The 26595-nt window shown below is 59.9% G+C and carries 22 protein-coding genes and 1 tRNA gene; 9 read left to right on the plus strand and 14 right to left on the minus strand.

Annotated elements, in window-relative coordinates; all coding sequences use genetic code 11:
• A partial coding sequence (locus tag NW860_RS06980) for a hypothetical protein (RefSeq protein ID WP_414513272.1) occupies positions 1 to 227 on the minus strand: 227 nt, incomplete at its 3' end.
• 524 nt (positions 228 to 751) lie between these two features.
• Here NW860_RS06980 and NW860_RS06985 point away from each other — a divergent pair.
• Complete coding sequence (locus NW860_RS06985) at positions 752 to 1525, plus strand: ZIP family metal transporter (protein ID WP_414513274.1); 774 nt, start codon at positions 752 to 754, stop codon at positions 1523 to 1525.
• Positions 1526 to 1561: 36 nt separating this feature from the next.
• Positions 1562 to 2344, plus strand: a complete 783-nt coding sequence (locus NW860_RS06990; protein ID WP_414513276.1) for an alpha/beta hydrolase — start codon at positions 1562 to 1564, stop codon at positions 2342 to 2344.
• Here the strand turns inward: NW860_RS06990 and NW860_RS06995 are convergent.
• From NW860_RS06995 to murC, 3 genes are all read right to left on the minus strand, one after another.
• Positions 2310 to 3086, minus strand: a complete 777-nt coding sequence (locus tag NW860_RS06995) for a DUF3598 family protein (RefSeq protein ID WP_414394425.1) — start codon at positions 3084 to 3086, stop codon at positions 2310 to 2312. The genes NW860_RS06990 and NW860_RS06995 overlap by 35 nt on opposite strands.
• A gap of 376 nt (positions 3087 to 3462) precedes the next feature.
• Positions 3463 to 4470, minus strand: a complete 1008-nt coding sequence (murB, locus tag NW860_RS07000; protein WP_414513279.1) for a UDP-N-acetylmuramate dehydrogenase — start codon at positions 4468 to 4470, stop codon at positions 3463 to 3465.
• A 53-nt stretch (positions 4471 to 4523) separates the two neighbouring features.
• On the minus strand, positions 4524 to 5921 hold the full coding sequence (gene murC, locus NW860_RS07005; protein WP_414405968.1) for a UDP-N-acetylmuramate--L-alanine ligase: 1398 nt from the start codon (positions 5919 to 5921) through the stop codon (positions 4524 to 4526).
• Between the two features lie 283 nt (positions 5922 to 6204).
• Between murC and NW860_RS07010 the strand changes: the two genes are divergently transcribed.
• The 3 genes from NW860_RS07010 (at position 6205) to NW860_RS07020 (ending at position 9357) form a co-directional block, all read left to right on the plus strand.
• Positions 6205 to 7368, plus strand: a complete 1164-nt coding sequence (locus tag NW860_RS07010; RefSeq protein WP_414513281.1) for an ABC exporter membrane fusion protein — start codon at positions 6205 to 6207, stop codon at positions 7366 to 7368.
• 8 nt (positions 7369 to 7376) lie between these two features.
• Positions 7377 to 8555 (plus strand): ABC transporter permease DevC, encoded by a 1179-nt coding sequence (gene devC / locus NW860_RS07015; protein ID WP_414513283.1) that lies wholly within the window; start codon positions 7377 to 7379, stop codon positions 8553 to 8555.
• A 64-nt stretch (positions 8556 to 8619) separates the two neighbouring features.
• Positions 8620 to 9357: a DevA family ABC transporter ATP-binding protein gene (locus NW860_RS07020; RefSeq protein ID WP_414513285.1), complete on the plus strand. Its 738-nt coding sequence runs from the start codon at positions 8620 to 8622 to the stop codon at positions 9355 to 9357.
• On the opposite strand, the gene NW860_RS07025 is transcribed toward NW860_RS07020, so the two are convergent.
• Together NW860_RS07025 and alaS are read right to left on the minus strand one after the other, a co-directional pair.
• Positions 9354 to 10313, minus strand: coding sequence for a GDP-L-fucose synthase family protein (locus NW860_RS07025; RefSeq protein ID WP_414394442.1), 960 nt, complete (start codon positions 10311 to 10313; stop codon positions 9354 to 9356). The genes NW860_RS07020 and NW860_RS07025 overlap by 4 nt on opposite strands.
• Before the next feature lie 48 nt (positions 10314 to 10361).
• The gene (gene alaS, locus NW860_RS07030) at positions 10362 to 13013 is read right to left on the minus strand and encodes an alanine--tRNA ligase (protein ID WP_414513313.1); all 2652 of its coding nucleotides are present in this window, start codon (positions 13011 to 13013) and stop codon (positions 10362 to 10364) included.
• Positions 13014 to 13251: 238 nt separating this feature from the next.
• Here alaS and NW860_RS07035 point away from each other — a divergent pair, with 238 nt between their 5' ends.
• Complete coding sequence (locus tag NW860_RS07035; protein WP_414513288.1) at positions 13252 to 14895, plus strand: protein kinase domain-containing protein; 1644 nt, start codon at positions 13252 to 13254, stop codon at positions 14893 to 14895.
• Between the two features lie 9 nt (positions 14896 to 14904).
• On the opposite strand, the gene NW860_RS07040 is transcribed toward NW860_RS07035, so the two are convergent.
• The gene (locus NW860_RS07040) at positions 14905 to 15381 is read right to left on the minus strand and encodes a hypothetical protein (protein ID WP_414513290.1); all 477 of its coding nucleotides are present in this window, start codon (positions 15379 to 15381) and stop codon (positions 14905 to 14907) included.
• A gap of 49 nt (positions 15382 to 15430) precedes the next feature.
• Between NW860_RS07040 and NW860_RS07045 the strand changes: the two genes are divergently transcribed.
• Together NW860_RS07045 and NW860_RS07050 are read left to right on the plus strand one after the other, a co-directional pair.
• A tRNA-Asp gene (locus NW860_RS07045) sits at positions 15431 to 15504 on the plus strand.
• Between the two features lie 85 nt (positions 15505 to 15589).
• Positions 15590 to 16651 (plus strand): histidinol-phosphate transaminase, encoded by a 1062-nt coding sequence (locus tag NW860_RS07050; protein WP_414513292.1) that lies wholly within the window; start codon positions 15590 to 15592, stop codon positions 16649 to 16651.
• 369 nt (positions 16652 to 17020) lie between these two features.
• Here the strand turns inward: NW860_RS07050 and NW860_RS07055 are convergent, their stop codons facing one another.
• The 4 genes from NW860_RS07055 to NW860_RS07070 all read right to left on the minus strand — a co-directional run bounded on the left by NW860_RS07055 (position 17021) and on the right by NW860_RS07070 (position 21658).
• Positions 17021 to 17803, minus strand: a complete 783-nt coding sequence (locus NW860_RS07055) for an S-adenosyl-l-methionine hydroxide adenosyltransferase family protein (protein ID WP_414513294.1) — start codon at positions 17801 to 17803, stop codon at positions 17021 to 17023.
• A 48-nt stretch (positions 17804 to 17851) separates the two neighbouring features.
• Positions 17852 to 18607, minus strand: a complete 756-nt coding sequence (locus tag NW860_RS07060) for a response regulator transcription factor (RefSeq protein WP_414394455.1) — start codon at positions 18605 to 18607, stop codon at positions 17852 to 17854.
• A 190-nt stretch (positions 18608 to 18797) separates the two neighbouring features.
• Positions 18798 to 20120 carry an FIST N-terminal domain-containing protein gene (locus NW860_RS07065; protein WP_414513297.1) on the minus strand — a complete coding sequence of 441 codons (1323 nt, stop codon included), beginning with the start codon at positions 20118 to 20120 and terminating at the stop codon, positions 18798 to 18800.
• An 86-nt stretch (positions 20121 to 20206) separates the two neighbouring features.
• Entirely contained in the window at positions 20207 to 21658 is a 1452-nt protein-coding gene (locus NW860_RS07070; protein ID WP_414513299.1) for a LysM peptidoglycan-binding domain-containing protein, read from the minus strand.
• Between the two features lie 441 nt (positions 21659 to 22099).
• Between NW860_RS07070 and cysS the strand changes: the two genes are divergently transcribed.
• Positions 22100 to 23605, plus strand: a complete 1506-nt coding sequence (gene cysS, locus NW860_RS07075) for a cysteine--tRNA ligase (RefSeq protein ID WP_414394464.1) — start codon at positions 22100 to 22102, stop codon at positions 23603 to 23605.
• 18 nt (positions 23606 to 23623) lie between these two features.
• On the opposite strand, the gene NW860_RS07080 is transcribed toward cysS, so the two are convergent.
• From NW860_RS07080 to sufU, 3 genes are all read right to left on the minus strand, one after another.
• Positions 23624 to 25147: a S10 family peptidase gene (locus NW860_RS07080; RefSeq protein WP_414513302.1), complete on the minus strand. Its 1524-nt coding sequence runs from the start codon at positions 25145 to 25147 to the stop codon at positions 23624 to 23626.
• Positions 25148 to 25276: 129 nt separating this feature from the next.
• Positions 25277 to 25870 carry a hypothetical protein gene (locus NW860_RS07085; RefSeq protein WP_414513304.1) on the minus strand — a complete coding sequence of 198 codons (594 nt, stop codon included), beginning with the start codon at positions 25868 to 25870 and terminating at the stop codon, positions 25277 to 25279.
• 210 nt (positions 25871 to 26080) lie between these two features.
• Positions 26081 to 26595 (minus strand): Fe-S cluster assembly sulfur transfer protein SufU (sufU, locus tag NW860_RS07090; protein WP_414513306.1); only part of this gene is annotated, 515 nt, incomplete at its 5' end.

The following is a 26595-nucleotide window of genomic DNA, read 5'->3' on the forward strand; positions in this document are numbered from 1 at the left end:
ATGGTGCAGCTAGCGTTGGCTGCCAATGAGCCGTTGACCAGCAAGATGGAAGTTGCTCCTGGTGCAGCTGCCAGAGTCCCGCCACAGCCGTTGTTGAGGTTGTTGGGAGTGGCAACGATCAAGCCGGCAGGCAGGGGATCGGAAAAGGCTAGACCCGTCAGCGGCAGAGCGGCTGTGTTGGTGATCGTGTAGGTCAGGGTTGTTTTGGCAGTGGGGCCAGCAGCCACCGAGGTGGGGTTAAATGCCTTGGTAAAAGTCGGGGCACCCGGCGTGGGTGTTGGAGTCGGCGTAGGTGTCGGGGTTGGGGTGGGTGTTGGAGTTGGGGTCGGTGTGAGTGTCGGTGTAGGTGTCGGCGTGGGCAATATCGTCCCACCGCTTCCGCCTCCACCGCAGCCGGCTAGCCCCAAGCCAACTCCTCCCAGGCTTAGGCTTAGAGCCACAAGCGTTGTAATTGCTCTTCTTGTCATCTCTGCCTCACTTATTTAGTCGTCGCTAACTAGAAGCGCGTTTTCCTCAGGGGTGGCAGCTCGGTTCTAGAGAGCCTAGCACCAAGACGAATCTACTGGGAGTGACGCAAAACATTGACACCTAGTTGTATTCTGCTTAGCAGGTTAACAATTTCCCAAGCGGAGATCCCCAGCCTACGACACATGCAGAGAAGGTCGCAAGCTGCGCCTCAGCAGTCGGGGAGCCATTTTTCAGTCGTCGAGGGGAAAATTGAGAGGCATTGGGCCTTCAGGGAGAGTGATCTGTGCATCCAATTGCAACGGGATCCCTGGCTAGCTTTGTGGCCGGCTTGGCAACGGGGTTGGGGGCTTTGCTGGCGCTGTTTCTTCCCTCACTCTCGGAGAGGGTGCAAGGGATCTTGCTAGGGTTTGGGGGTGGCGTGATGTTGGCAGCCACCTCGTTTTCGCTGCTGGTGCCGGGTACCGAAGCGGCCCTGGCGCTGGGACATTCCCAATTCGAGGCGGCGGTGATTATGGGGGCGGGCCTGTTGTTGGGGGCGATCTTCCTGGAGAGTGCCCACCGCCTCTTTCCTCACGAGCACTTTTTCAAAGGGGTGGAAGGGGAGAACCGCGCCCATTTGAAACGGATTTGGCTTTTTATCATTGCCATCGCCCTGCACAATTTCCCGGAAGGACTGGCGGTGGGAGTGGGTTTCGCTACCGGCCAAGTCAGCGATGGGTTGGCGCTGGCGCTGGGGATCGGCTTGCAGAACATTCCAGAGGGGCTGGTGGTGGCTTTGTCACTGGTGGGCCAGGGGTACTCGCGGCTGTTCGCTTTTGGCATCGCCCTGCTGACCGGACTGGTGGAGCCCATCGGCGGGATCCTGGGAGCAACGGTGGTCTCTCTGGCGCAGCCCCTACTACCCTGGGGCATGGCTTTTGCGGCGGGGGCGATGTTGTTTGTCATTTCCGATGAGATCATCCCTGAGTCGCACCGGCAGGGGTTGGAGCGGGAGGGCACCTTTGGCGTTCTCAGTGGGTTTGTGTTGATGCTGCTGCTCGATATTGCGCTGGGCTAGAAAGGGATCCTGTCCTGTCTTGACGCGAGGTTTTCAATGCTGAGCAACGAGCCTTTTCTGTGGCGGAGATCACGGGAGCACGCCTGCCTGCTGCTGCACGGGTTGGGAGGTGGCATCTACGAGCTGCAGTGGCTGGCAGAGCGGCTGTTGGCGGCTGGCCTGACGGTGCAGGGGTTTAACTATCCTGGCTATGACCGCCCGGCCCATCGCATGCCCCCTTCCCGCTGGACGGAGTGGTACGGGCGGGCTTTGGAGCATTATCTGGCTTTGCAGCAGGAGTATCCCCGCGTTTCCTTGGTGGGCTTTTCCACCGGCTGTCTGCTGGCTTTGCACCTGGCCTTTGCCCATCCTGTCCACAAATTGGTGCTGCTGGCACCGTTTTTCGCCATTCGCCACCGCTGGTACTACCTCTTTCGCCTGGAGCAGTACCTCAACAGCCTGGGCTGGCTTTTGGACGATGTCCCACGCTTCCGCCTGCCGATCCGGGATGGCAATGTCCGCGCTTTGGCAGAAAAAGTGGCTTATTTTCGCAGCTTCAATCTGACGGCGGTGCGCAGCGCCCTCGAGCTCATCGAGCAGGTCAAGGGGGAGGTAGCCAGCATTCAAGTGCCCACCCTCATCCTGCAACCGCGCCAAGATACGGTGGTGGATCCCGACCAAGCGGTGTGGCTGTATCGGGAACTGGGATCCGCCGAGAAGAGCCTGCAGTGGCTGGAGCGCTCCGACCACGTTCTCACTTTGGACTGCGAGCGGGAGACCGTGTTTGCCCAGGTCTGTGCTTTTCTCACCCAGGATCCCGCTCCAGCCGCACTAGGGTAACCCGCTGCCAAGCGCCGCGCTCGTCGTAGTCACGCACCAGGCGCAGCAGGTGGCGGCCCTCCGGCCCTTCTGGAAACCAGCTTAGGCTGACGGAAAAGCGGCGATCCCGATGAAGGGTAGGGATGGGCAAGGGATCCGGCCCGCCAACCCACAGCCCTCCCGGCAGAGGATCCCGAGTCTCTGTTTCCCCCCAGAACTGAACTTCAGTTTCGCTGGGCAAGCTATCGACCGCAGAAAAGCTCTGGGCAATCCCCCGCCATCTTCCTTGCAGGGCTGCGCTCAGTTGCGCTTGGGTAACCGAGGGAAAGTCGGCAACCAGATCCAGCGCTTGGCCGCGCCGCTCTAAGATGACGGTCACCCGCGCCAGGCAGCCCTGGGCATCCCACTGTTGCACCAGCCGCGCCTTGCGATCTCCCCAGAGAAAGCCTTGCTCAACGGCAAAGTCGCTAAACGGCGCTAGTTGCAGCCGCCCGTTAGAAAAGGAGCCATCGGGGAAAAAGCGCAATCCGGGCGAGAAATCTCGGTAAACCCAGCTCTGGCGGCTTGTTGGGTTAGGGGATCCCTCCAGGGGGTAGTAGGCATTGGTTTGGCGGATCGCGCCCAACTCCAAAGCCTCAAAGGTAATGAGGCTGCGCTTTTGGCCTACTAGCTCCCAACCACCGTGGGCAGTAGGTCGATAGTCAAAAAAGAGGCCGTGCCATTCTCCCAAGTGTAGGGCTAGGCATTGTATCGGGGTTTTCATGAAGAAGCCTGAAGTGCAACGTTGAAGACAGAGCCGATGGAGAAGAAGCTCCGGGGTGGTATTTTACCTTTTGGGGATAACATCAGCTTTCTGATGAAAGGGTTGTGGTTTACCGCGGCTCAAAAAATGACAATGCAGCCTGCAGTTGCGGAGGCTTTAGTGGAACGAATAGGACACCGAGTACCTTGGATCCTAATGGGGTTATAAAAATGGAGCTTGGAGATAGCTTCTGTGATCCCGCTGCCATAGCGGGAAGGAGTTCTTTCAAGTTTTCGTCGTTTACCAGTCTGAAGTAGGACTCCACATGGTGGCATCGACGCAAAGCAGCCATACCCTAACCCGTAAACTGTTAAGGGGGTAGCAAGAGCAGATTAAGTCAGAAAAAACTAGCTATCGAAGAATCCTCAAAAGATCCCAGAATGCGTACTTCTGGCTCCAGCAGGATCGACCATTGTTGATAGACTTTTTCCTGGGCTAGACGAATTAGGCGGTAGATGTCATTGGCGCTGGCCTGGCCACAATTGACGATGAAGTTGGCATGGCGCTCGGAGATTTGGGCTCCGCCGATTCGGTAGCCCTTTAGACCCACTCGCTCAATTAACCAGCCAGCGGGATAGGTTTCGGGGTTGCGAAAGACGCTGCCACAACTAGGCAAATGATAGGGCTGAGAGCTTAGGCGCTGGTTGAGGTGGCGCTGGGTTTCCCACTGCACCTGGGCTGGATCTTGGCCCGGGATCAACTGCAATGTTGCCCCTATAACCGTCCAGGGCAAGTCCTGCAGCCGCGAGCGGCGGTAGCCAAATTGCAGGTCGGCGGGTTTCAAGCGGCAGGGCTCTTGCTCTTCATCCAAAATCTGCACCTCCACCACCACGTCTGCCATGGCCTGCCCGTGGGCGCCAGCATTCATCACCACTGCTCCCCCCAGCGTGCCTGGGATCCCAATCGCCCACTCCAGTCCACTCCAGCCTTGCTTGGCAGCCGCCCGCGCCAGGTTGACCAAAGGTTCTCCGGCAGCGGCCCAGATCCTCCCCCCCTCCAGCAGTTGCAGCCCGCGCAAACGCCGGGTGTGGATCACTAGCCCTGGCAAACCGGCGTCACTGATGAGCAAATTGCTGCCTGCCCCCACTAGAGTGGCAGGGATCCCTTCTGCCCGCGCCCAAGCCAAACACTGCCGCAGCTCCAGGTTGCTGCCGGGCTCACAATACCACTCCGCCCTGCCCCCCACCCGCAAAGTGGTCAGAGGGGCCAGGGGGATCCCTGGGCGAATCCGTCCAGACAGCAGCGCTTCTTGCCCAGCAGGAAGAAGCTCCTCGTTACCAGCATGGCCTGCGGCGTCGGGCCCACAGGACCTGTTCTGCTGAGGCACCAGCGGAGCTGTCGTCATAGTGTTGATACCTCAGAAGCAGCCATGTTGAAAGCGTGGGTTCTTTGCCCAGGCTATTCTCCCTCCGGAGGAGTCTGGAGCTGTTCCCCCACCTGGGCTGCATATGCCCGCATCGTAGCCGCTATCTGCTGATTGAGGTCGCCTGCACCCAGAAAGATAGCGAGATCCCCAGCTTGCAAAATGGAGGTCAACACCTGCGGCAGTTGCGCTAAAGAAGACACATAGCGCACCTGGGGATGGTGTTCCGCCACCGCCACGGCCAGCCGCAAGCTGTCAGAATGCTCCGACGCTGGCTCTCCTGCCCCGTAGGTGGGCACAATCACCACCACATCTGCATTCTCAAAGCAGCAGGCAAAATCCTGAAACAGGGCGGCCAAGCGGCTATGGCGATGGGGCTGAAATACTGCCACCACGCGCCGCTGTTGTAGCCGTGCTGCCTGCAGCGTAGCGCGAATCTCGCTGGGATGGTGAGCATAGTCATCGATAAAGGTAACCCCGCCCACCTCCCCTTTGGCCTCAAAGCGGCGCTGCACCCCTCGAAACTCGGCCAGGGCAGAGGCAATTACCGGAAACTCCAAGCCCAACTGTCGCCCAACGGCAACCGCTGCTAGAGCATTGCTGAGGTTGTGGGATCCCGGCACTTGCAGCCGTAGCTGACCCAGCAGGGATCCCCTTTCCCAGATCTCGGCGGCAGTGGAATTGCCCTTGTAGACAATCTGCCGCGCTTGGTACTGGGCTTGGGGATGTCCGGCCAGGCTGTAGCCCACGTCCACCTTGAGGTGGGTGGCCACGTTGGGGCAATCCAGGCAGGCCACTAGGGTTTGGCTCTGCTGCCCATACTGCTGAAAGGCCCGGATGACCTGCTCCAGATTGGCATAGTGATCTGGGTGGTCTAGCTCAACATTGGTGATCACGCCAATTTTGGGATAGAGACGCACCAGCGATCCGTCTGACTCATCCACCTCCGCCACCAGGTATTCTCCCTGGCCTAGGCGAGCGTTGCCGTCCCACGCCTCCATCTCCCCGCCTATGATTAGGGTGGGATCCCAGCCCGCAGCAAGCAGCATGTAGCCAATCATGCTGCTGGTGGTGGTTTTGCCGTGAGTGCCCGCCACGCCGATGCTTGGGCGATGGTTAAACAAAGCCGCTAGTAAATCGGCTCGGTGCCAAACCTTTAGTCCCTTGTTTAGAGCCGCCGCTAATTCCGGGTTGGTGGGGCGAATGGCGCTGGAGTAGACCACCTGGGGATTCCCAATCAACCCCTCTGCCGTGTGACCTTGAATAACGCGCACCCCCAACGCCTCTAAGCGGCGAGTGCGGTTATTGGCAACAATATCGGACCCCGAAACGCGAAACCCTTTCTTCGCCAAAATATAGGCCAAAGCAGACATGCCGACCCCCCCAATTCCAACAAAGTGATAGGCCGAAAGGGAGGAGTTCGACAGCTCCAAGCTTTGCCCAAGTAGAGATGAAGACGGAGCCTGCACCGAAATGCCGGGATCTTCTCCCCCCGCTGTCTCCACCATTGCAACGTTGCCTCACTCCTCGCACACACCTAAAACCAAAGCTGCTGCAAGGCAGATCATATCAGCAGTTTTTCGCCTTCTGCAGCAGGGAAGCAAAGCCTAAGGAAAAAGAGCTGCTTAAAGTGCAATTTCGAACTTGACACTCTTTTCCACAAAGCTTTAAGCTTCTTAATGAAGGGGTAGCTGTAGGCTTGAAGTTGACGGCAAAATGAGACCCCAACTGCTGTGGTTACTGCCAGGAGCTGGGCTGGTTGGCTGGGCAGCGCTAGCTACCTTAGGGTTGAGCCAACAAGGAGCTACCCAAGGAGCAACGCCGCCGCCAGCCGAAACTCCGGCAGCAGGCGGGGCAACGCCGTTGGCTACCTCGGTCGGGGCTCTGGGCCGTCTGGAGCCGGAGGGGAGCGTTATCCGTGTTGCTGGCCCTCCTGGCGAACGACTGGGGGAGCTGTTGGTAGCCGAAGGGGAGCGGGTGGTGGCGGGGCAGGTATTGGCCCGTCTGGAAAGCTACAGCGAGCGCCTAGCGGAGAGGGAGTACGCTGCCGCCCAACTGCAAGAGGCCCGTGTCCGTCTAGAGGCTGAGACCCGCTTTGGCCAGGCTCAAATTGAAGAAGCACGCACTCGCCTTAGCCGGCTGGACGAGCCCCAACAGTTGCAGATCCGCTCCCAGGAAGCCGTGGTGGAGCGCATTCGGGCGGAGCTAGCCGATGCTGAGGCCAATCTGGCTCGCTTTCAGGCTCTCTGGCAGGAGGGAGCTATTTCGCAGCAGGAACTCGATCAAAAGGCTCTGGTGGTGCGACAGCGCCAGGAGGACTTACAAGCTGCCGAGGCCACCCTCAACCAACTGCGCCTTGCCCGCGAGCGGGATCTGCGCAATGCCCAGGCCCAAGTGCAAGCTGCTGAAGCGGCGTTGAGACGGGCCCAAGCGCAGGTGCAGCTGCAGTCTTTGGCCCGCAACCTGGAACTGGCGGAAGCCCGCTTGGAGCGCACCCTCATCCGTGCCCCCCGGGCTGGCCAGGTGCTGAAAATCCACACTCGGCCGGGGGAAGTGATCGCTGCTAACCAAGGGATTCTCGAGCTGGGCAACACCGACCAGATGATGGTGGTGGCCGAAGTTTACGAAACCGACATCCTGCGGGTGCGACCAGGACAACGAGCTACCATCAGCAACCGCGTGCTGCCAGAAACCCTACAGGGCCGAGTGGAGCGGGTAGGCTTGCAAATTGGCAAGAAAGACGTGCTCAACACTGACCCTGCTGCTGACGTAGATGCGCGGGTGGTGGAAGTGTACATCCGCCTGGATCCAGAAAGCAGTGCCCGCGTGGCCGGCCTGACCAACCTGCAGGTGAACGTGGCCATTGATGCTGAGGGGTAGAGGGGGCGATGTCCAGCCTGTTCAGCTTTATTGGGCGCCGCATTCCCCTAGCCTGGCTGCAGTTGATGCGGGAGAAGATCCGCCTGCTGGTGGCTTTAGCAGGCATTACCTTTGCCTGCATCCTCATGTTCATGCAGCTGGGCTTCCAGGACAGCTTGCTGGAGAGTGCCATCCGCTTCCATGTTGCCCTCAAAGGGGAGATTTTCCTAGTCAGTCCCCAGTCCAACGCCCTTATTGCCATGAACACCTTTTCGCAGCGGCGGCTCTATCAGGCGTTGGGCTTTGAGGGAGTGCGAGCTGTCTCGCCTGTGTATTTGAGCTTTGCCCTCTGGAAAAACCCTGAGACCCGTCGCACTCGCAGCATTTTTGTCGTGGGGGTGGATCCCTCTGCCGACCTTGTGGATTTGCCAGGGCTAACCCCCGACGAGCTGGAGGAGATTAAAAAAGCTGACGTAGTGCTCTTTGACCGCCGCTCCCGCAGCGAGTTTGGTCCAATTGCCAAATGGTTTGAGGCTGGACAAGAAGTCGTTACCGAAGTGGGCAACCGCCGGGTGCGGGTAGGGGGATTGTTTGAGATGGGGGCTACCTTTGGCGCCGACGGCACCATCCTTACCAGTGACCTCAATTTCCTGCGGATTTTTCCTCAGCGCGAGCCTGGCCTGGTGGATATTGGCGTGGTGCAACTCCAGCCAGGGGTAGATCCCAAGCCGCTGCTGGATCAGATGCGGGCTCTGCTGCCCGAGGACGTGCGAGTACTCTCGCGGGCAGAGTTCATTGACATGGAGCGGAGCTATTGGGAGGAAGGCACGGCCATCGGCTTTATTTTCGGCCTGGGGGTGGCTATGGGCTTTATCGTCGGCATTGTGATTGTCTATCAGATTCTCTACACCGATGTATCTGATCACCTAGCGGAGTATGCCACCCTCAAAGCCATGGGCTACACTGACACCTACCTGTTGGGGGTGGTGCTTCAGGAGGCCCTTTTGCTGGCTGTTTTGGGCTACATTCCCGCCTTTGCCTTGGCTGTTTTGCTTTACGATTTGACAGCCAATGCTACCCTATTGCCCATTGCCATGACCTTTAACCGAGCGATGTTGGTCCTGGGGCTAACGGTGAGTATGTGCTTTATCTCAGGAGCCATTGCTGTGCGGCGGCTGCGGGCTGCTGATCCTGCCGACATTTTCTAACTGCTGAAGCAGGAATCCAGAATGGTGGCTTCCTTAGTTAGTAATTTGAGATTCTGAGCTTCCTATGCTGACTTCCCTTCTCAATCAAACTGCCCCTACCTCCACTCAAAATACCGCTGAGCCCGTGGTCAAAGTCGAAGGGCTAAATCACTATTTCGGTGAGGGATCCCTGCGCCGGCAAGTCCTTTTTGACATCAACTTTGTCCTGCACCCGGGGGAGATTGTGTTGTTGACTGGACCCTCTGGCTCCGGTAAGACCACGCTGCTCACTCTCCTAGGAGCCTTGCGCTCGGTGCAAGAGGGCAGCCTGCAGGTGTTGGGGCAGGAGCTGCGGGGAGCCAAGCCCAGCACCCTCGTCCAGGTTCGCCGCAAAATTGGCTATATTTTCCAGGCTCACAACCTGCTGCGATCCCTGACGTCAGCCCAGAATGTGCGCATGGCCCTGGAGCTGCACAACGGCCTGTCTCCCCAGGAAGCTCAACGGCGGGCAGAAACAATGCTGGCAGCGGTGGGTCTTGGGGATCGCGTCCACTACTACCCGGAACAGCTTTCAGGGGGTCAAAAGCAGCGAGTGGCGATTGCCCGCGCCCTCGTCAGCCACCCCAAGTTGGTGCTAGCGGATGAGCCGACGGCCTCCCTCGATAGCAAGTCGGGCCGCGAGGTAGTGACCCTGATGGAGAAGTTGGCGCGGGAGCAAGGTTGCACCATCCTGCTGGTAACCCACGACAACCGCATCCTTGACATTGCTGACCGGGTGCTGCACATGGAGGATGGACGGCTGGAGAGCCAGCCCATTGCCTAGGTTGCTCCCTGGGAGGCGTGACGGCGGTACCAGTCGATGGTGCGCTGCAGCCCTTCCCGCAACCCCACCTTGGCCACAAAACCAATCTTCTCGCGGGCCTTGGAGACATCTAAGCAGCGGCGGGGCTGGCCATTGGGCTTGTCAGTTCGCCAGCGAATCTCTCCCTGAAACCCCATCAGCTCGCAGATGAGGGCAATCAGATCCCGGATGGAGATCTCTTCGCCGGTGCCCAAATTCAGGGGCTCGGGGCTGTTGTAGAGCTGGGTGGCTAGAAGGATCCCCCGAGCTGCGTCTTCGGCGTAGAAAAACTCGCGCGTGGGGCTGCCATCTCCCCACACCTCCACGTAGTTCTGGCCCCGCTGCTGGGCTTCATGCACCTTGCGGATCAAAGCGGGGATGACGTGGGAAGTTTCGGGATCGAAGTTGTCCATGGGGCCGTAGAGGTTGACCGGCAGGAGGTAGATGCCGTTGAAGCCGTACTGCTGCCGGTAGGCCTGCAGTTGCACCAGCAGGGCTTTCTTGGCAATGCCGTAGGGGGCGTTGGTCTCCTCCGGGTAGCCGTTCCAGAGATCCTCTTCTTTGAAGGGGACAGGAGTGAACTTGGGGTAGGCACAGATGGTGCCCACGCAGACAAACTTCTCCACGCCCGCCAGGTAGGCAGCATGGATAAGCTGGGATCCCATGATCAGGTTGTCGTAGAAGAGTTCTGCTGGCTTGGCCTGGTTGAGGCCGATGCCCCCCACGTGGGCCGCCAGGTGGATGACGATATCCTGTCCCTGCACCACCTCTTGGCAAACTTCCCAGCGGCGTAGATCCTGGGTGCGGGAGCGTGGGATCCGCACCTGCTCCGGCTTGACGCCCAGGAGGTACAACTGTTGCAGGACATGTTTGCCCAAAAAGCCACTCCCTCCGGTCAGCAAGATGCGCTTTTGGCTGAGATCGATGGCAGTGGACATGGCTGGCGCGGAAAATTCCCGGCTTTCATTATGGCAGGGCGGCAGCTCCTAACTGCCCAAGCTTGAAGACAGCTCTGCCTGCAGCCGCTCTTGAGCCGCTTGGAGAGCTTGCGCCAGTTTCTCCGGCTGTTTGCCACCAGCCTGAGCTAGGTTGGGCCGCCCCCCGCCACCGCCGCCGGTGAGCTTGGCAATCTCGCCGATAAAGGAGCCCGCCTTCAGGCCAAGTTTCTGGACAGCCGGGCTAAAAGCCGCTACAAAGCTCACCTTGCCCGCTTCGGGCACCGATCCCAGCACCACTGCCCCTTCCCCCAGCTTGTGGAGTAGGTGTTCGGCAGCGGTTTTCAGCGCCTCTGGGGGAGTGGCTCCCAGTTCCGCCACCAAGATCTGCAGAGGGCCCACGGCTACAGCCTGGGGCAAGAGCTGCTCTGCCTGGAGCAAGGCCAGCTGGCTGCGGGCCTCCTCAAGGGCCTTCTGGGCGGCCTTTAGCTCCGCCTGCAAAGCGGCAACGCGCTCTGGGATCTCCTGGGGCTTGGCCTTGAACTGGGCGCTCAGCTCCCGCACCACCCTGTCGCGCTCGTTCAAGTACTCCAGCACCGCCGGCCCGGCTACAGCCTCAATGCGGCGGATCCCGGCAGCTATGCCCGTCTCAGAGATGATCTTAAATAGGCCAATCTCGGCGGTGTTGCTGACGTGGGTGCCGCCGCAGAGCTCCATCGACACCCCCGGAAAGTCGACCACCCGCACCTCGGCACCGTATTTTTCCCCAAACATGGCGATTGCCCCTCTGGCTTTGGCCTCTGCCAGGGGCAGGATGGCTACCTGAGCCGGATGGGCCTCGGCAATCCAGGTGTTGACCAGATCCTCAACTTGCTGCAGCTCTTCGGGGGTGAGGGGACGCGAGAGGGTAAAGTCGAAACGCAGCCGGTCAAAAGCCACCAGGGATCCGGCTTGGCTAATAGAGGGATCAACCACCTTCTTCAGGGCTGCCTGCAGGAGGTGGGTGGCGCTGTGGTGGGCCTGGGCGCGCCGCCGACAGGCCAGGTCAATTTGGGCCTGCACGGGATCCCCCACCCGCAGGATCCCCCGTTCCACCTGGCCAAAGTGGACAAACAGATCTCCTCGCTTCTGCACGTCCTCCACCCGCACCCATACTCCGTCCCCAGCCAGGTAGCCGCGATCCCCAATCTGGCCCCCGGATTCGGCATAAAAAGGTGTGCGATCCAAAACCACCTGCACCACTTGCCCCGCCTCCACTTGGGGCACGGATTTCCCCTCCACCAGCAGGGCTTCGACCACGCCGCGGGCAGAGGACTGGCTGTAGCCGAGAAACTCCGTCTCGATTAAAAACTCGGCCAGCTCGTCCAGGGATCCCTGGGCCATGACGTCAAGGGTTTGGTGGGCGGCGCGGGCCCGCTGCCGCTGTTTTTCCATCTCTTGCTCAAAGCCCTGCAGATCCACACTGAAGCCGTGCTCCTGGGCAATTTCTTGGGTTAGCTCCAACGGGAAGCCGTAGGTGTCAAAGAGCTTGAAGGCGTCGGCCCCAGAGATCTGCTTTGGCGCGCCACTGGCTGTAACGTCTGCAAACAGATCAAACAGCAGCCGTTCCCCCCGCTCCAGAGTCTTGAGGAACTGCTCCTCTTCCCGCTGCAGCTCGGCTTTGATCACCGCCTCCCGCTCCCGCACCTCAGGATAGGCAGCCTCCGCCAACTGGATGGCCGTCTCCACCACCGGCAGGGTAAAGGGCTCGCCAATCCCTAAGAGGCGCCCGTGGCGCACCATCCGCCGGATCAGCCGCCGCAGCACATAGCCCCGCTCCACGTTGGAGGGGATCACCCCATCGGCAATTAGGTGCATCACCGCCCGCGCGTGATCCCCGATAATCCTGAGGGAGACTTTCTGCTCGGGGCTGGCCTGGAAGTAGTCCACCTGGGCGATCTCGGCCGCCTTCTGCACAATGGGGAAGAGCAAATCCGTCTCATAGTTGTTGGGGACTCCCTGGAGTACCTGAGCCAGACGCTCCAGCCCTAGGCCCGTGTCAATGTTTTGCTTGGCCAAGGGGGTAAGGTGGCCCTCGCTGTCCCGGTTGAGCTCCATGAACACCAGGTTGTAGATCTCGAGAAAGCGGGAGTCGTCCCCTAGGTCGATCTGCTCATCCCCCAGCTCCGGCTTGAAGTCGTAGTAGATCTCCGAGCAAGGGCCGCAGGGGCCAGTGGGGCCGGCAGCCCAGAAGTTGTCTTCCTCCCCCCTGCGCTGGATGCGTTGGGGCGGGATCCCTATCTCATCGCGCCAGAGGGCAAAGGACTCCTCATCCTCCCGGAAGACGCTCACCACTAGGCGCTCTGGCGGCAGGCCAAACACCCCTGTCACCAGTTCCCAGGCCCAGGTGATGGCCTCTTTTTTGAAGTAGTCGCCGAAGCTAAAGTTGCCCAGCATCTCAAAAAAGGTGTGGTGGCGGGCTGTCCGTCCCACGTTCTCGATGTCGTTGGTGCGCACGCATTTCTGGGCAGTTGTCACCCGTGGGTAGGGCGGATCCTGATGCCCTAGGAAGATGGGCTTGAAGGGCAGCATGCCAGCAATGGTTAGCAGCACCGTCGGATCCTCCGGCACCAAGGAGGCGCTGGGCAACACTTGATGGCCCCGCTGGGCATAGAAATCTAGAAAAGCCTGCCGGATGGCGGCCCCGGAGAAGGACGAAGACATGGCCAAGGCAAAGGGTGACTGCATTGATCAATATTCTCCATTCTAGGTTTTCTAGCTCTGGGGCAGTTGAAAGCAGCAAAATCTAAGCGATTTCGCCGATGGACCGCAAGTAGGCAAACGCATAGAATCAGCCTAGTTGAGCTAGATGCGCCAGATTTCTCTTGGGTCTAGCCTAAACGCGCTTGCCTACCTAGCTTTCCTCTCTTGGTTCTCTAGGCGTTAGCCGGTAGCGCGCTAAATGTTGAGCTGCTACTGCCTCAACCCAAACTGTCCGCAGCCAGAAAATCCGCCGGATGCCTCCACCTGTGCTGCCTGTGGACAGCCGCTGCTGCTGCGCAATCGCTACCGGGCCTTCAAGCGCTTGGGACAGGGGGGATTTGGCGCTACTTTCCTAGCTCGAGATGAGGACATGCCCTCCAAGCCCTGGCGGGTGATCAAGCAGTTGCGCCCAGTGGAAAATTCGCCCCAACTGGCCAAGCTGGCGGAGGAGCTGTTTAACCGCGAAGCCGAGGTGTTGGAGCGCCTGGGGGAGCATTCGCAAATCCCCACGCTCTATGCCCACTTCCAGGAAGGCGGCAAGTTTTACTTGGTGCAGGAGTTTATCGAGGGAATCACCCTTGCCCAGGAGGTGCGGCGTAACGGGCCTTTTTCCGAAGAACAAGCCCGGCAAGTGATGCAGGAGGTGCTGCTCATCCTCAGCTATGTCCACAGCCACAACACTGTCCACCGCGATATCAAGCCGGCCAACCTCATTCGCCGCAAGGAAGATGGCCGCCTGGTGCTCATTGACTTTGGGGCCGTGAAGCAGCTTGGGCCCGGCCACAAGGTGTCGGAGGAGGGAACGGCCATCCGCTCCCCGGGCTTTTCTCCGCCGGAGCAGATGGCTGGCCAGGCAGTAGGCCCCGCTAGCGATCTCTACGCGCTGGCTGCTACCTGCCTCAATTTGATGACGCTGGAGTCGCCGGCCAAGTTCTACAACCACAACACAGGCCAGTGGGATTGGTCGGATCGCCTGCAGCTCAGCCCTGAGTTCGACGCCATTTTGCGCCGTATGCTGCAGCCGGCCATCAGCCAGCGCTTTGCCACGGCTACCGAGGTGCTGCGGGCTCTACAAGGAATCGGCTCCACCCCCCAGCCAATCCTCTTGCCCAACTCTCCCCTGGCTGCCCCTTCCAGCCCCTCGCTGATCTCAAACCATTGGGCCAGGCGACCTTTAACCTCTCCTCCTCTACCTCGAACTGATGGGTTTTCGCCTAAGCCACTCCCTCAGCCCGAAGCGGGGGGCCTACTGCCTCCAGGATCCATTCCTACCGGCTCTACCCACGTGGGTCTGACTAGCCGCATTGCCGGCAGCGGGCGCATGAAGCCGGCTACCCCTCCGCGGATCCCGTCTTTGGCTGGAGCGGATCTGCGGGGCAAGTCCTTTGCTAACCGGAACTTGGCCGGCTATGATTTGCGCCGCGCCGATCTGCGGGGGGCCGATTTCTCGGGAGCCAACCTGCAGGGAGCCGATCTGCGGGGGGTTCGCTTCAACACCCCTCAGCCCCGCTGGCTGCGCTTTTTGAGCCGGCTTCTGGGCTCGGCCAAGACCCTGGGCGGGATCCTAGCAGGCCTGGGAGGACTTCTGGGATCGGCGGGCCTGGGGTTTTTGCTTGTCCATCTCACCACGCGCAACGTGGCTTACGCCTTGGGAGCAGCCGGGATCGCGGCGGCGGTGGCCAGCTCCGTGCTCTGGTCTGTAGGCAGCAGGGCCTCGCTGCTGCATCAGTCTGAGGAAAAGGGCAAGCGCTTCACCAACTTCTCCAAAGCCGATCTGCGGGGAGCCCAAATGGATGAGAAGTTGCGTAAGTTTGCCCGCCGCCAGGGAGCCATCTTGAACTGACGTTCTGCCTCAGGCAAGAGGGGGAGGAATGACTTGGCGCAGGGCCTGGTTGATCTGTTCTGTTAAAAGCCGGCAATTGACGGCTTTCCCTTGCCGCCGATCCCCCGCTTGGTCATAAAAGACAATGCCCTCGGCGTGGGAAAACCCCAGGGACAGGAACAACAGCTCCAAAACCTTGAAAGAGGCCGCCTCCAGCTCCGGTGCCTGCTCCCGCAGCTCTGCCAGCGTCGCCTGGGCATCTTCCAGATGGCCAAAAGCTGGGATCCAAAGATGGCTGATGGGCTCCCTTCCTGGAGAGTTTTCCTCCACTCGTGCCGTTATCCAACCGCCATCGGGGTAGCGCAGGATGGTGTACTGTAGGTGATCCAGATGCTGAGCCACCTGGGTAAGCACCGCCGTTACCCGCTGCATCGCTGCGGCCGGGATCCCGTTCTGCGGGGCTTCCTCCACCAGCGTCGCGGCCTGGGCCGCCAGACTAGGTACCATGATTGACAACCACCCTTACTTAGGTTCAGAATGAGTATTCGCAGCTCCTGGGGCTGTAGTTCAATTGGTTAGAGCACCGCCCTGTCACGGCGGAAGTTGCGGGTTCGAGCCCCGTCAGCCCCGTACCCATTGGGAACACTCTAGCCTACTTTGGCAAGGAGGTCAGCCCTGCTACCATAGGTACCCTGCCCCGTCAGGGAGATGTGCCTTGCGGTATCTGCGCCCAGATTTGCTTCAGCTGCAGCCCTACGCTGCCGTGCCGCCCTTGACGGCCGACAAGCTGGATGCCAACGAGTTTCCTTGGGATTGGCCGGTGGGCTTTAAGCAAAAACTCTCCCTCCTCTGGGAAGAGAAGATACTAAGCAACCGCTATCCCGATGCCCAGCATCGGCGCCTCAAGCAGGCCATTGCAGCCTATGCAGGGGCGGCTCCTGAACAGATTAGCGTGGGCAACGGCTCCGACGAGCTCATCCGATCCCTCTTGATTGCCACCTGCCTGGGCGACAGGGGCGGCATTTTGGTGCCAGAGCCCACCTTCTCCATGTACGCCATCCTGGCGGAGAGCCTGGGGATCCCGGTGGTGCGCGTGCCCCGCCACCCCGAGACCTTTGCCCTAGATCTAAAGCAGTGCCAAGAGGCCATGACAGAGCAGCGGGTGCGTGTGGTGTGTTTGGTGGATCCCAATTCCCCCACCGGCAATGGTCTAACGGCGGCTGAGTGGGAGTGGGTGGAGGGGCTACCCGAGGAAGTCCTGGTCATCCTGGATGAAGCCTATTTCGAGTTCAGCCAGCACACAGCCCTGCCCAAGTTGGCAGAGCACCCCAACTGGGTTATCCTACGCACCTTCTCCAAAGCCTTTCGCCTGGCAGCTCACCGAGTGGGCTATGCCATTGGCCATCCTCAGCTCATCCAGGTGCTAGAGGCCATCCGCCTACCCTACAACCTCTCAGCCATTTCCCAGTGGGCTGCTCAGCTTGCCTTAGAGCATGCCGACGAGCTTTTGGCGGATGTGGCCCTCATTCGTCAGGAGCGGGAAGCCCTTTACCATGCTTTGCAAGAGCTACCGGGGGTGCGGGTGTGGCCTAGCCAAGCCAACTTTCTCTACTTTCGGGTAGCCGGCTGGGACCCCCAAGAGTTGCAGCGGGCCTGGCAGGAGCTAGGAACCTATGTGCGCTGTAGCGGCGGCGGGCTACGCCTGACAGTGGGTAGTTCTGAGGAGAACCAACGGGCCTTAGAGCGCTTGCGGCAGATTTTACAGTCAGGGAGGTAAGGGGATCCCTAAAACGGCGGTCTTGGAGGATGGAAGTGGATCTGGATCCCACTTGAGGGCAGCACCTTTTCCGACTTCTCTTCTCTAAAGAAGCGGGATCCAAGCGATTGTTTGGCTGACGCAGGGAGGCGTTCTCCCCACGCCACTGCAGGTCTTGGAAAGCGGCGAAGCCTACACTGTTCAAGGGTGGGTGCCGGGAGCTAATCCGGAGCGCTTCCACCTTGAGGCCACCGCTCAGCACTTGGCCATACCCTGCCCAAGGCCGAAGCCGCTCAGGTTGTTAAGGAGGGGTAACTGCGCCAGAGGCTGGGACGGTCGAAAGCCAACCTGCCGGGCCTTCCCTCTCCCAGGAAGTTGGCGGCGAGGAAGCTAGCCAAGCCACTCCAAGCGCACTTCCTCCCCTACCTTGAAGTCGACGCTGCGGCTGGCGTTGCCTTGGCTTTGCACAATCTCCACCCAGCCGGCGCTGCCCACCAAAGCCAGTAGCTCGCCTTCGCTTCCCTCGGCAAAGGTGGCTGCAGAGCGGATGGCGATGCCTTTGATCCAGGCTCTCCAGTGCCGTCCCTCCACCCACTGACCCGGCAGGTTGGTGATGCCATTGCCAAAGTGGTCGATAGCCTGGATGACCCCCCGGCAGCCATTGTTCTCCAGCTGCGGTGGCGGCCAGCTCCAGCGAACCAGCTCGGCCACGTCTAGAGGATCCCCCAGCTCTGCCAAAGGGATCCCGTTGGCCAGATGGGCAGCCACAGGGGCAAAAATGTCCCGCCCGTGGAAGGTGCGGCTGGGAGAGGGAGTGCGCCAGTACTGAGACCGGGTGAGTTCCACAGCAGCTAGAGGCGGAGATTGCTCCAAAATGCCGCTAAAAAGGCCGTTGTCGGGGCCCACCAGGTAGCCAGTCTGGGTTTGGATGGCCACTGCCCGCCGCCGAGTTCCCACCCCCGGATCCACGACCGCCAGGTGAATGCTGCCTGGAGGCAGATAGGGGTAAGCCGTCATCAGGGCAAAACGGGCTGCTGCCACGTCCTGGGGCGGGATTTCGTGGCTGAGGTCGATAAACTGCACCTGGGGTGCAATCCCCCAAATCACCCCCTTGAGAATGCCCACGTAGGGATCCTGAAGACCAAAATCCGTGAGTAAGCTAATGATTTTCATTGGCGGGTCAAGCAGCGCTTGCCTACCCTCTGCTCCTGCAGGGGGTTTTCACGTGGAGGGGGAGTCTTTTGCCAGCTCCGGCTGAGGCGGAAGGGGCTCAGCGATGTTGGGCAACTCCAGGCAATAGCCTGCGCCATAGACAGTTTTGATGTACTGGGGGTGGCGGGGATCCGGCTCCAGCTTGGTGCGCAGGTGGCGGATATGGACACGGATGGTTTCAATGTCATCGTCGGGATCGTAGCCCCATACCTCCTTGAGGATTTCGCTGGGGGAGACTGTCTGGCCGTGGCGCTGCAAGAGGCAGTGGAGCAGGTCAAATTCGAGGTGGGTGAGCTTAACGGTTTTGCCAAACCACACCGCCTCAAACCGCTCCGGCACCAACGTCAGGGGGCCATAGGTGAGGATCTCGCCGTGCTTGGCCGTTTGCGGGATCCGGTCGGCGCGGCGCAACAGAGCCCGTACCCGCACCAGCAGCTCCTGTACCTCAAAGGGCTTGGTCAGGTAGTCGTCGGCACCGGCGTTGAAGCCCTCGATCTTGTCCCGAGTCTGGCCAAGGGCAGTCAGCATCAAAATGGGAATATCGCTGGTGCGCTCCTCCCGCCGCAGCCGTTGGCAAACTGTCAGTCCATCTACTTGGGGTAGCATCAGGTCGAGAATGATGAGATCGGGGAGAGTTTGCAAAGCCAGCGCCTGACCCCGAACCCCATCCGTAGCCTTGACAACTTCGTAGCCCGCCAACTCCAGATTGATGCGCAGAATATCTAGGACTGAAGGATCGTCCTCAATGATGAGTATGCGAGCCATAGAGGATTGCAGCCCGAACTGCGGATAAAACGTTTTGTTAAAGTCGCTAACAAAGAATCGAAGCTTTACAACTCAAAGTTTACTGGCATTCTACGGCCATTGCAGCCGGCAAGCACGGCTAGAGGCCAGAGCTTTTCAACCCAATAGAATGCTGCCTCTGGCCTCCGGTTGGTGGGCACCTGGAGACAAGCTAGCGGGCGGGCCGGAAAATGCCGAAGCAGGAGGTGTAGCCGTGTAAGAAGGTGGATCCCCCCACGGGGCCAATCTCCCCATTGCAAAAAAAGCCTCCTAGCGGCACTTCTCCCAGGATTTCTCGAAACTGCTGCGAGTCAAAGTTGGGGACGCCATACAGCCCCTTGCCTCGCCCCAAACAGGCGAACATCAGCGCCCCCCAGGGCTGCGGGCTTAGGGCAGGGTCTTGCCCCAAGTTGCGCTCAAGGCAATAGCGCCTGAGAGCCGACCGCAAGTCCTCTGCCGAGGTCTGGGCATCTCGCAGATGAAACTGCACGGTCTGGCCGGAGCGCACCCGATCCCCAATGGCTATGGCTCCCACCCGCGGATCCACGCCGAGAATCACGCGAATGAGAAAATCCCCCGGCGTTGGATCCAACTTAAACTCATCCATCAGCAGGCCAATGAAGAGAGCGTGGCGAGCCAACTGGCGATCCGCTGGGCTCAGCCGTTCCACCAAATCCTGCAGAACCGCTAGGGGAGGTCGTCCTTCCAAGCTGAGGATGACATTGCCCTCTGCTTCGGTAACGCGCAAGGGATCCCCAATGGGACGGCACCCCTGGGCTACCACTGCATCCAGCACCACGTTGCCGGAGAGAGCTAGCCCCACGGTTCCTTCTCGATACAACTCCCGCCGGGGGGCGGAGGTACGTGCATCCAGCAAAAACAAAGCATTGCCCCGAGGACCGCGGCCACCACTGGCCAATCCCCCCACCTTGACAGCTCCGGGATAGGCAAAATCCAAACCCTGCACCAGCTCGGAGATGCGGGAGGAAAATCCATCGGCTAAGAGCAAGAAGTGGGGCTGGGCCTGGGGCGCAACTCCTACCTGCTCAATCCAGGCTGAAGGCGGGGCATCCAAGTCTGGCAGTTGATCCCCGCGCAGATGAAAGGGGTGCAACGCCACATCCGGCAGCACCGCCAAAGAGAGCGACACCGCCGGCCCTTCTTCAATTTCCTGACCGCCGCCAACAATGCCGCTACCCGAGCAGCCAACTAAAACGTCCACCTCGAGCAAGTCAGACAATAAGGGCAGCACGCGAAGGTACTCGCTGGCAAAGGCTGCTGACACAAACAGGATCCCTAAGTTGGGCCGCAGCGGCTGGGGGGGAAGGTAGCCCGTGAGCAATCCTGGCAAGCTGCCGGATCCCACCACCTGCACCTGCCGCGTCAAGGCACTCTTGAGCTGAGCTGCCTGAAGTTTAGCCTTGGCTTCCTCCACCACCTGCTGCAGAGCCGCTTCCAGGGAAGGAAGCTGGGAGAGTGCGTTTGCCCACTGCATCGGCCTGTTCTTAGAGGTTGGGAGCTTGCTCTTTTAGGCTAGCAATTTATACCCGGAGTGGTTGTTCTCAGCTAGCCCCGCTGGGATCAGGGTAGGTAAAGCAAGGGATCCACAGGCGCGCCCCCCCCGGGGCGGACTTCAAAGTGCAGGTGAGGCCCTGTGCTGTGGCCCGTGTTGCCCCGGCTCATGATCACCTGGCCCTGCTGCACGTACTGGCCCTTGGACACGTAGATCTGGTGGCCGTGGGCGTAGCGGGTAACGATCCCGTTGGGATGGCGAATATCCACGTAATTGCCATAGCCATCGCCGGCATTGCCGGCAAAGATCACAACCCCCTCCTGAACGGCCACAACCGGGGTTCCTATCGGGCCGGCAATATCGATCCCCGAGTGGAAGCGACCGCGACGGTAGCCAAAGCCAGAGGTGACCTGCCCTGGGACTGGCCAGATAAAGCCCCTGCTGCGGGCCACGGGAGGCGGAGCTGCCAGCGCTGGCCGAGCTTGGGGCTGTCGCCAGGCTGGGTGCACGGGGGTGGGGAGGGGGAGCTGCCTGCCAGGGGCCGGAATCGTCAGGCGTTGGCCGATGCGCAGCCAATGGGGATTGTGCAGGTTGTTGGCCTGGATGATCGACCGCTGGGTTACCCTATAGCGAGCAGCAATCCGCTCGATGGTGTCACCAGCTTCCACCGTGTGGGTCAGGGATCGCCCCTGCTGGGCGCGGCGTCGCTCCTCGGCCTGGAGTCGAGCCTGTTCTGCAGCTTGGCGCTGGGCTTTCTCTTCGCGGGCCTTCTGGGCAGCGATCATCTCCTTCTCGCGCCGGATCAGCTCGCCCACATCGCCAGGGATGAGCAGCCGTTGACCAATGCGCAGATACTCGGGCCGATCCAAGGGAGTAGCCTCGATGATCCGCTGCTGCGGAACCCCATAGCGCTTGGCAATGTCTTCCAGGGTGTCTCCCTGCTTGACGGTGTAGATCAACCCCGGCTGGCTGGGGATGAGCAACTTTTGCCCTGGCTGCAGCGGTGTACTCGCTTGAATGCGATTGGAGACCGTAATGGCGGCAGCATCGAGCTGGTACATCTGGCTCAAGCGCCAGAGGGTCTCTCCCGGTTGCACCTCATGCTCGAGAATGCCTCTAGGCCCTTCCCCCGTTGAGATCTGGCCAGCCTCGAAGGCTTGCCGCAGTTGGGCTTTTTTCAGCTCGTAGTTCTGCTGCAGGGCACTAGACAGGGTATACACGGAGGGTGGGATCGGCTCGGCCAGCTTCGCTCCCCAAGGGTGACGAGAAAGCTGGCGTTGCTGCAGACTAGCGGCCCCTGCCAAGCCCAACATCAGCAGAAGACTGGTGGCCCAGCCTGGATGCCCTCGCGAGGGAGCCCCTGTCTCTGGAGAGGCTGGCTCCTGAGAGGAACTTGGCAGCGACTCTTGCCAGGCCTCTGCCTCGGGATCCGCCTCCCGCTTCAGGAGCCACACCAGGCCAGCTAAGCTGAGAGAAAGGGCTAGCCCAGGCCACCACTGCCTGGATAGAGCGGAGAGCACCCTGCCTCCTTCCACAGAGGGATCCGGAGCTGGCGGGGTCTCTAACCAATCCTCGGCTGGAGAGAAAGCCCTCGGGATGTCTAGCTCCTCCCTCTGGGAATTGGAGAGCGTCGATTTTGGAGGCATCCTCACACCAACGGCTAGAGTGCAAGAGAAGAAGCCAAAAACAAGGCAATAGGCCCCTGGCAATGAGCTGCCTTTGCAAGCGGCAAGGCTCAAGCCAATGTAACGAAGCTTTGTACTCAGGTTAGGTTACCGTAGTTAGTAAATCTAGACAAGTCTTCACAGGTAATCTCCGCTAAGATGCTTGTCCTGCAATGATTCCAGCCTTCTACCCCTTTCGATTTTGCCTAGCCTCATCCAAGGGAGGAGGAAAGCGCTTCTTGGAAACAGAGCCCACTTTGCTGTATCTGAAACTACAACTACAAACTGGGACTTTCCATGGCTTTGGTTGTCTATAACACCTTGACCCGGCGCAAAGAAGTATTTCAGCCCCTGTCTGCCGCGGAAACGCCCCCTGGGGAGAAGCCTTTGGTGCGGATGTATGTCTGCGGCGTTACGGTTTACGACCTCTGCCACCTGGGCCATGCGCGCACCTATGTGGTGTGGGATACAGTGCGCCGCTACCTAGAGTGGCGCGGTTACCGGGTCAAGTATGTGCAGAACTTTACCGATGTGGACGACAAGATCCTCAAGCGGGCGCTGGAGCGGGGCGAGTCGATGCAGGCGGTGGCAGAACGCTTCATCGCCGAGTATTTCCAGGACATGGATCGCCTCAACATCAAGCGGGCCGATCTCTACCCCCGGGTAACTCGCTCCCTGCCGGCAATCTTTGAGCTAATCCAGTCCCTGGAGCTCAAGGGCTTTGCCTATCGAGTGCGGGCTTGCCAGGAGAGAATCTCAGGCTATGACGTCTACTACGCCGTCCGTAAATTCCCGGATTACGGTCAGCTCTCCGGTTGCAAGCTGGAGGAGCTGGAGGCAGGGGCCAGTGGCCGGGTAGGAGAGGAAGGAGCCGGCAAACGGGATCCCTTCGATTTTGCCCTTTGGAAAGCGGCTCCCCCCTCGGAGCCGGGGTTTGAGTCCCCTTGGGGCTGGGGGCGGCCAGGGTGGCACATCGAATGCTCTGCCATGGTGCGGGAAAACCTGGGGGATCACATCGACATCCACGCTGGCGGTGCAGACCTCATCTTTCCCCACCACGAGAACGAGCTGGCCCAATCAGAGCCGATTACTGGCAAGCCGCTAGCCAAGTACTGGCTGCACAACGGCTTTGTCAATGTCAACGGCGAGAAGATGTCCAAATCGTTGGGCAACTTTACCACCCTGCGCCAGGCTCTTGCCCTCTACCACCCCATGGCCCTGCGGCTGTTCCTGTTGCAGACCCACTACCGCAGCCCGATTGACCTCACCGAGGCTGGAATGCAGGCGGCTAGCCGCGGCTGGGAAACCCTCGAGAAAGGGATCCACTGCGCCCAGCAGTTCTGCCAAGGGGAGACGGCCTCCCCTGCTGCCGAGGCCATGCAAGCCTTCCAGGAGGCCATGGACGATGACTTTGGCACCCCTGGGGCACTGGCTCTTGCTTTTGAACTGGCCAAGGAACTTATCCGCGAGCACAACCTGTTGACCCATGAGGGCTGCACCCACCTGGAGCCGCAGGTGCTAAGGCAAAAAGGCGCCGCTCTGCTGGAGATCCTGGCCACCCTAGGCTTCTGCTGGACCCAGCCTGGCACTGCGCAGGGATCTGAGAAAGGCGTTGCCAAGGGAGAACTGGCCAAGCTTCCACCTCTTGAAGATGCGCAGATTGAGGAGCTGGTGGCCCAACGCACGGCAGCCCGCAGGGCAAAGAACTTTGCCGAGGCGGATCGGATTCGAGAGCAGCTAAAGGCCTTGGGGATTACCCTCATCGATCAAAAAGATGGCACCACTCGTTGGCTGCGGGAGTAGGAAGCCTGGGGTAGCGGTCTATCTTGAAAGGCTAGCGGTGGCCTGGCGGTAGAACTCGCGCATCTCAGCAAACCACTCAGCCCGCGAGGGATCCCAGGTGTAAAACATGTGGCCGCCGCGGTAGTGGCGCAAGCGGAGGTTGGCCTTGAGGCGGGGATCCAACTTCATCAAATCCACCAAGTGGTTGGAGGCAAAGTAGGGCGTAACCAAATCGTAAAAGCCGTGATGGATGCTCACCTGCATGTGGGGGTTGAGGGCCATGCTGCTGCGCAGCTCGTCCATGGCGCCAATGAAGCCCTGCTTCAGCTCCCCCTTGGGAGTAAAGCGCCACGACTTGAACACCTCCAGGTTGAGGAGGTGGTAAGTTAGCTCCGTCTCCACCTGCAAGGTCTCCCGCAGGTGACTGTTGATGGCAGCAGTAAACAGGCGATCTATCCCATCCAGGGTGGGATCGGATCCCTCGAAGGTGGGTCGATCCGGAAAGGGATCCACGGTGGTTACAGAAGCGTCGTAAAGCCCCAACACCAGCCGCTGGGAGCGCAACAGCTCACGGGCAAAGCTAGCCGGGTCGATCCGCCCCCCTTTGTGGGCCACATACTCCGCCGACAGGCCGATCCCTGCCGCCATCTCGGCGTAGATAGCCTGCCGCTCTGCCTCCGGCATCGCCTCCCCCATGGCCAGAAGAGGCAACAGACGTTGCCGGGCAAAGTTTTCCGCTTTGGGCAGGAGGATCTGCAAATCCTCCCCCCAGCCACATCGCCCATGATGGGCCGCCGTGGCTACATAGGAAGGGAAAAGCATGGCCCAGGTGCTGAGGTTGTAGTCGTTGGTCTCCAGCAACCCAAACTCAAGCGCTGGCGAAATGAGAATCGCCCCTGAGAGGCCCACGCCAAACTTGGACTGCAGCTCCTTGGCCAGCCGTGCTACCCGGAACCCCCCGTAGCTCTCACCAGCGATAAAAATCGGAGAGAGCCAGCGTTTGTGGCGCGAGAGGAAGCCCTGGATAAACTCGCCCAAGGACTGGAGATCCCGCTCCACATCCCAGAAGGGCGCTTCTTTGGGAGGCTCCTCCTTGTCCTGCGGCTGAGCAGGCTTGGGGGCAGAGGTTGCCGCCGCTTCCTGAGACGCTTTGGAGGATTGGGAGTCTTCGGTGAGGGCGCGGCTAAAGCCGGTTCCTACTGGATCAACAAAAACTAGGTCGGTAAAGGGCAGCCAACTTTCGGCGTTATCCACCAGTTGCACCGGCGAGGGCGGCAGACTGCCGTTGGGCCCAAAGCGGATGCGTTTTGGCCCCAGGGATCCCATGTGCAGATAGGCAGAGGCGGCCCCTGGCCCTCCATTGAAAACGAAGGTAAGAGGGCGGTGTTGGGGGTCAGAGTCCTGCTGCAAATAGGCGACGTGGAAGATCTCTGCTACGGGCTTTTCTCGGCGGAAGAGCCTTTGCCAGCCAGCCAAGGCCTTGTAGGGGAAGGGCTCTCCGCCAGCGGTAAAGATGTGCTCAGTAACGTGCAGGGCAGGGGTGGACTTGGGTTCTGCTGCCATAGTCTGAGGTTCCTCCATTGGGGCAGAGCGCTGGGCGTAAATGCCGGGGCTTGCGCTGCCTTTAGCTTCCCCCTACCACTGGGCTAGAGGGATCCCCTAGCTGGCTAGATGAAGCAACGTCCACCAATCCTACAAAGCCAGCGGAGCTTCTAAGGTCAAATAAAAAGACTGACCAGGACGCAGCACCACCACCCGGGGAGCGGTAACATTGCCCACCACCACTCCAGCTACCGCGCCCCCCAGAACGTTACCTGGCGAGAGGTTGCCTGTGAGGGCCCCCAGCAGCACGCCAGCGGCTGCCCCGATAGCCGCATCTTCAGCAATGGCCCTAGGTGTGTACTGCCGGGGATCCTTCTCGTCGGGAAGGACACTGGAAGAAGCCCGCAGGCTATAGGTGCGACCGCCAAGGACAATGGAGGTGGCCACAAAGCGGGATCCACCGGGGGCTGGCTCCATTTGTCCGAAAACGCGACTGCCGGCTGGGATTACTAAACGCCCCTGGCTGTCGAAAATGTTCTGAGTAACAGCCACCTCCAGAGGATAGATGGTGTCTGGATAAAAGTACTGCGGTCCTTCGCTGCTGAGGCTGCCGACGGGGATAATGGTCCCCTGATCAAGGCGGTAGGTTCCCAACTCGAAAAGGGCCTGCGCCTTCACCGGCAAAGAGACTAGCCCAGGGATCCCGGTTAAACCAATTGCGGCTGCTACTAGAATGGCTCTCATCGCAAAATCCCCTTTAGATAGAGGCTCACAGCCCTTCCGCGCTAGCCAGCCTGTTTCCTCTACATTTTATCCAGTCAAAGTTCCGGCTCTTTTTCCGATCCGAGCAGCCTTGCTTTCAACTTTGAGCAGTTCTAGTTGCCTCCTTCTGTGCTCTTGGGGCAGCTAAGGTCTCATTGCAAGTTAAGATTTATCCGTTTGAGCCATGAGGATTCAGTCAATGCTTTCGTTGCTAACAAAACCTGGCTCCTCTACAGAGTCATCGGTTGCAGGGGATTGCAGCGCATGTTTGAGAGCATGCCAAGCCAGGTTGGCACACTTGATGCGCACTGGGAACTGGGCGACTCCCTTCATGGCATTGAGGGAGCGATACTCCCGAGGAAACTCTTCGCCGCCCCGCATCATGGCCTGGAAGCGCTCCACCAACTGTAGAGCTTCGGGGATGGTACGCCCCCGCACAGCATCAGCCATCAAATCGGCGGAAGCCATAGCAATAGCACAACCTTCTCCCTCGAATTTGATATCGACGATCCGCTCCTGGTTGGGATCCAGTTGCAAAGTGAGATCAATAGTGTCGCCACAGGAGGGGTTGTGGCCACGTTGGTGGCGATGAACTGGATTTACCCTGCCAAAGTTGCGAGGCTTTTTGTAGCGCTCGAGAATAACTTGTTGATAGAGTCCGCGCAGGTTGTCAAGAGGCATCGTTGTTCCCAGATTGCCGCTTTGGC

It is taken from the genome of Synechococcus sp. F70.1 (assembly GCF_047502745.1).
Taxonomy (GTDB): Bacteria; Cyanobacteriota; Cyanobacteriia; order Thermostichales; family Thermostichaceae; genus Thermostichus.

Excerpts from the sequence above, each read along its gene's own strand:
- alaS (WP_414513313.1), bottom strand. The coding sequence starts at position 13,013 with ATGTCTTCGTCCTTCTCCGGGGCCGCCATCCGGCAGGCTTTTCTAGAT.
- NW860_RS07055 (WP_414513294.1), bottom strand. The coding sequence starts at position 17,803 with ATGAAAATCATTAGCTTACTCACGGATTTTGGTCTTCAGGATCCCTAC.
- NW860_RS07010 (WP_414513281.1), top strand. The coding sequence starts at position 6,205 with ATGAGACCCCAACTGCTGTGGTTACTGCCAGGAGCTGGGCTGGTTGGC.
- NW860_RS07065 (WP_414513297.1), bottom strand. The coding sequence starts at position 20,120 with ATGCAGTGGGCAAACGCACTCTCCCAGCTTCCTTCCCTGGAAGCGGCT.
- devC (WP_414513283.1), top strand. The coding sequence starts at position 7,377 with ATGTCCAGCCTGTTCAGCTTTATTGGGCGCCGCATTCCCCTAGCCTGG.
- NW860_RS07040 (WP_414513290.1), bottom strand. The coding sequence starts at position 15,381 with ATGGTACCTAGTCTGGCGGCCCAGGCCGCGACGCTGGTGGAGGAAGCC.
- NW860_RS07060 (WP_414394455.1), bottom strand. The coding sequence starts at position 18,607 with ATGGCTCGCATACTCATCATTGAGGACGATCCTTCAGTCCTAGATATT.
- NW860_RS07020 (WP_414513285.1), top strand. The coding sequence starts at position 8,620 with ATGCTGACTTCCCTTCTCAATCAAACTGCCCCTACCTCCACTCAAAAT.
- NW860_RS07025 (WP_414394442.1), bottom strand. The coding sequence starts at position 10,313 with ATGTCCACTGCCATCGATCTCAGCCAAAAGCGCATCTTGCTGACCGGA.
- NW860_RS07035 (WP_414513288.1), top strand. The coding sequence starts at position 13,252 with ATGTTGAGCTGCTACTGCCTCAACCCAAACTGTCCGCAGCCAGAAAAT.
- NW860_RS06990 (WP_414513276.1), top strand. The coding sequence starts at position 1,562 with ATGCTGAGCAACGAGCCTTTTCTGTGGCGGAGATCACGGGAGCACGCC.
- NW860_RS07085 (WP_414513304.1), bottom strand. The coding sequence starts at position 25,870 with ATGAGAGCCATTCTAGTAGCAGCCGCAATTGGTTTAACCGGGATCCCT.
- cysS (WP_414394464.1), top strand. The coding sequence starts at position 22,100 with ATGGCTTTGGTTGTCTATAACACCTTGACCCGGCGCAAAGAAGTATTT.
- NW860_RS07080 (WP_414513302.1), bottom strand. The coding sequence starts at position 25,147 with ATGGCAGCAGAACCCAAGTCCACCCCTGCCCTGCACGTTACTGAGCAC.
- murB (WP_414513279.1), bottom strand. The coding sequence starts at position 4,470 with ATGACGACAGCTCCGCTGGTGCCTCAGCAGAACAGGTCCTGTGGGCCC.
- NW860_RS06995 (WP_414394425.1), bottom strand. The coding sequence starts at position 3,086 with ATGAAAACCCCGATACAATGCCTAGCCCTACACTTGGGAGAATGGCAC.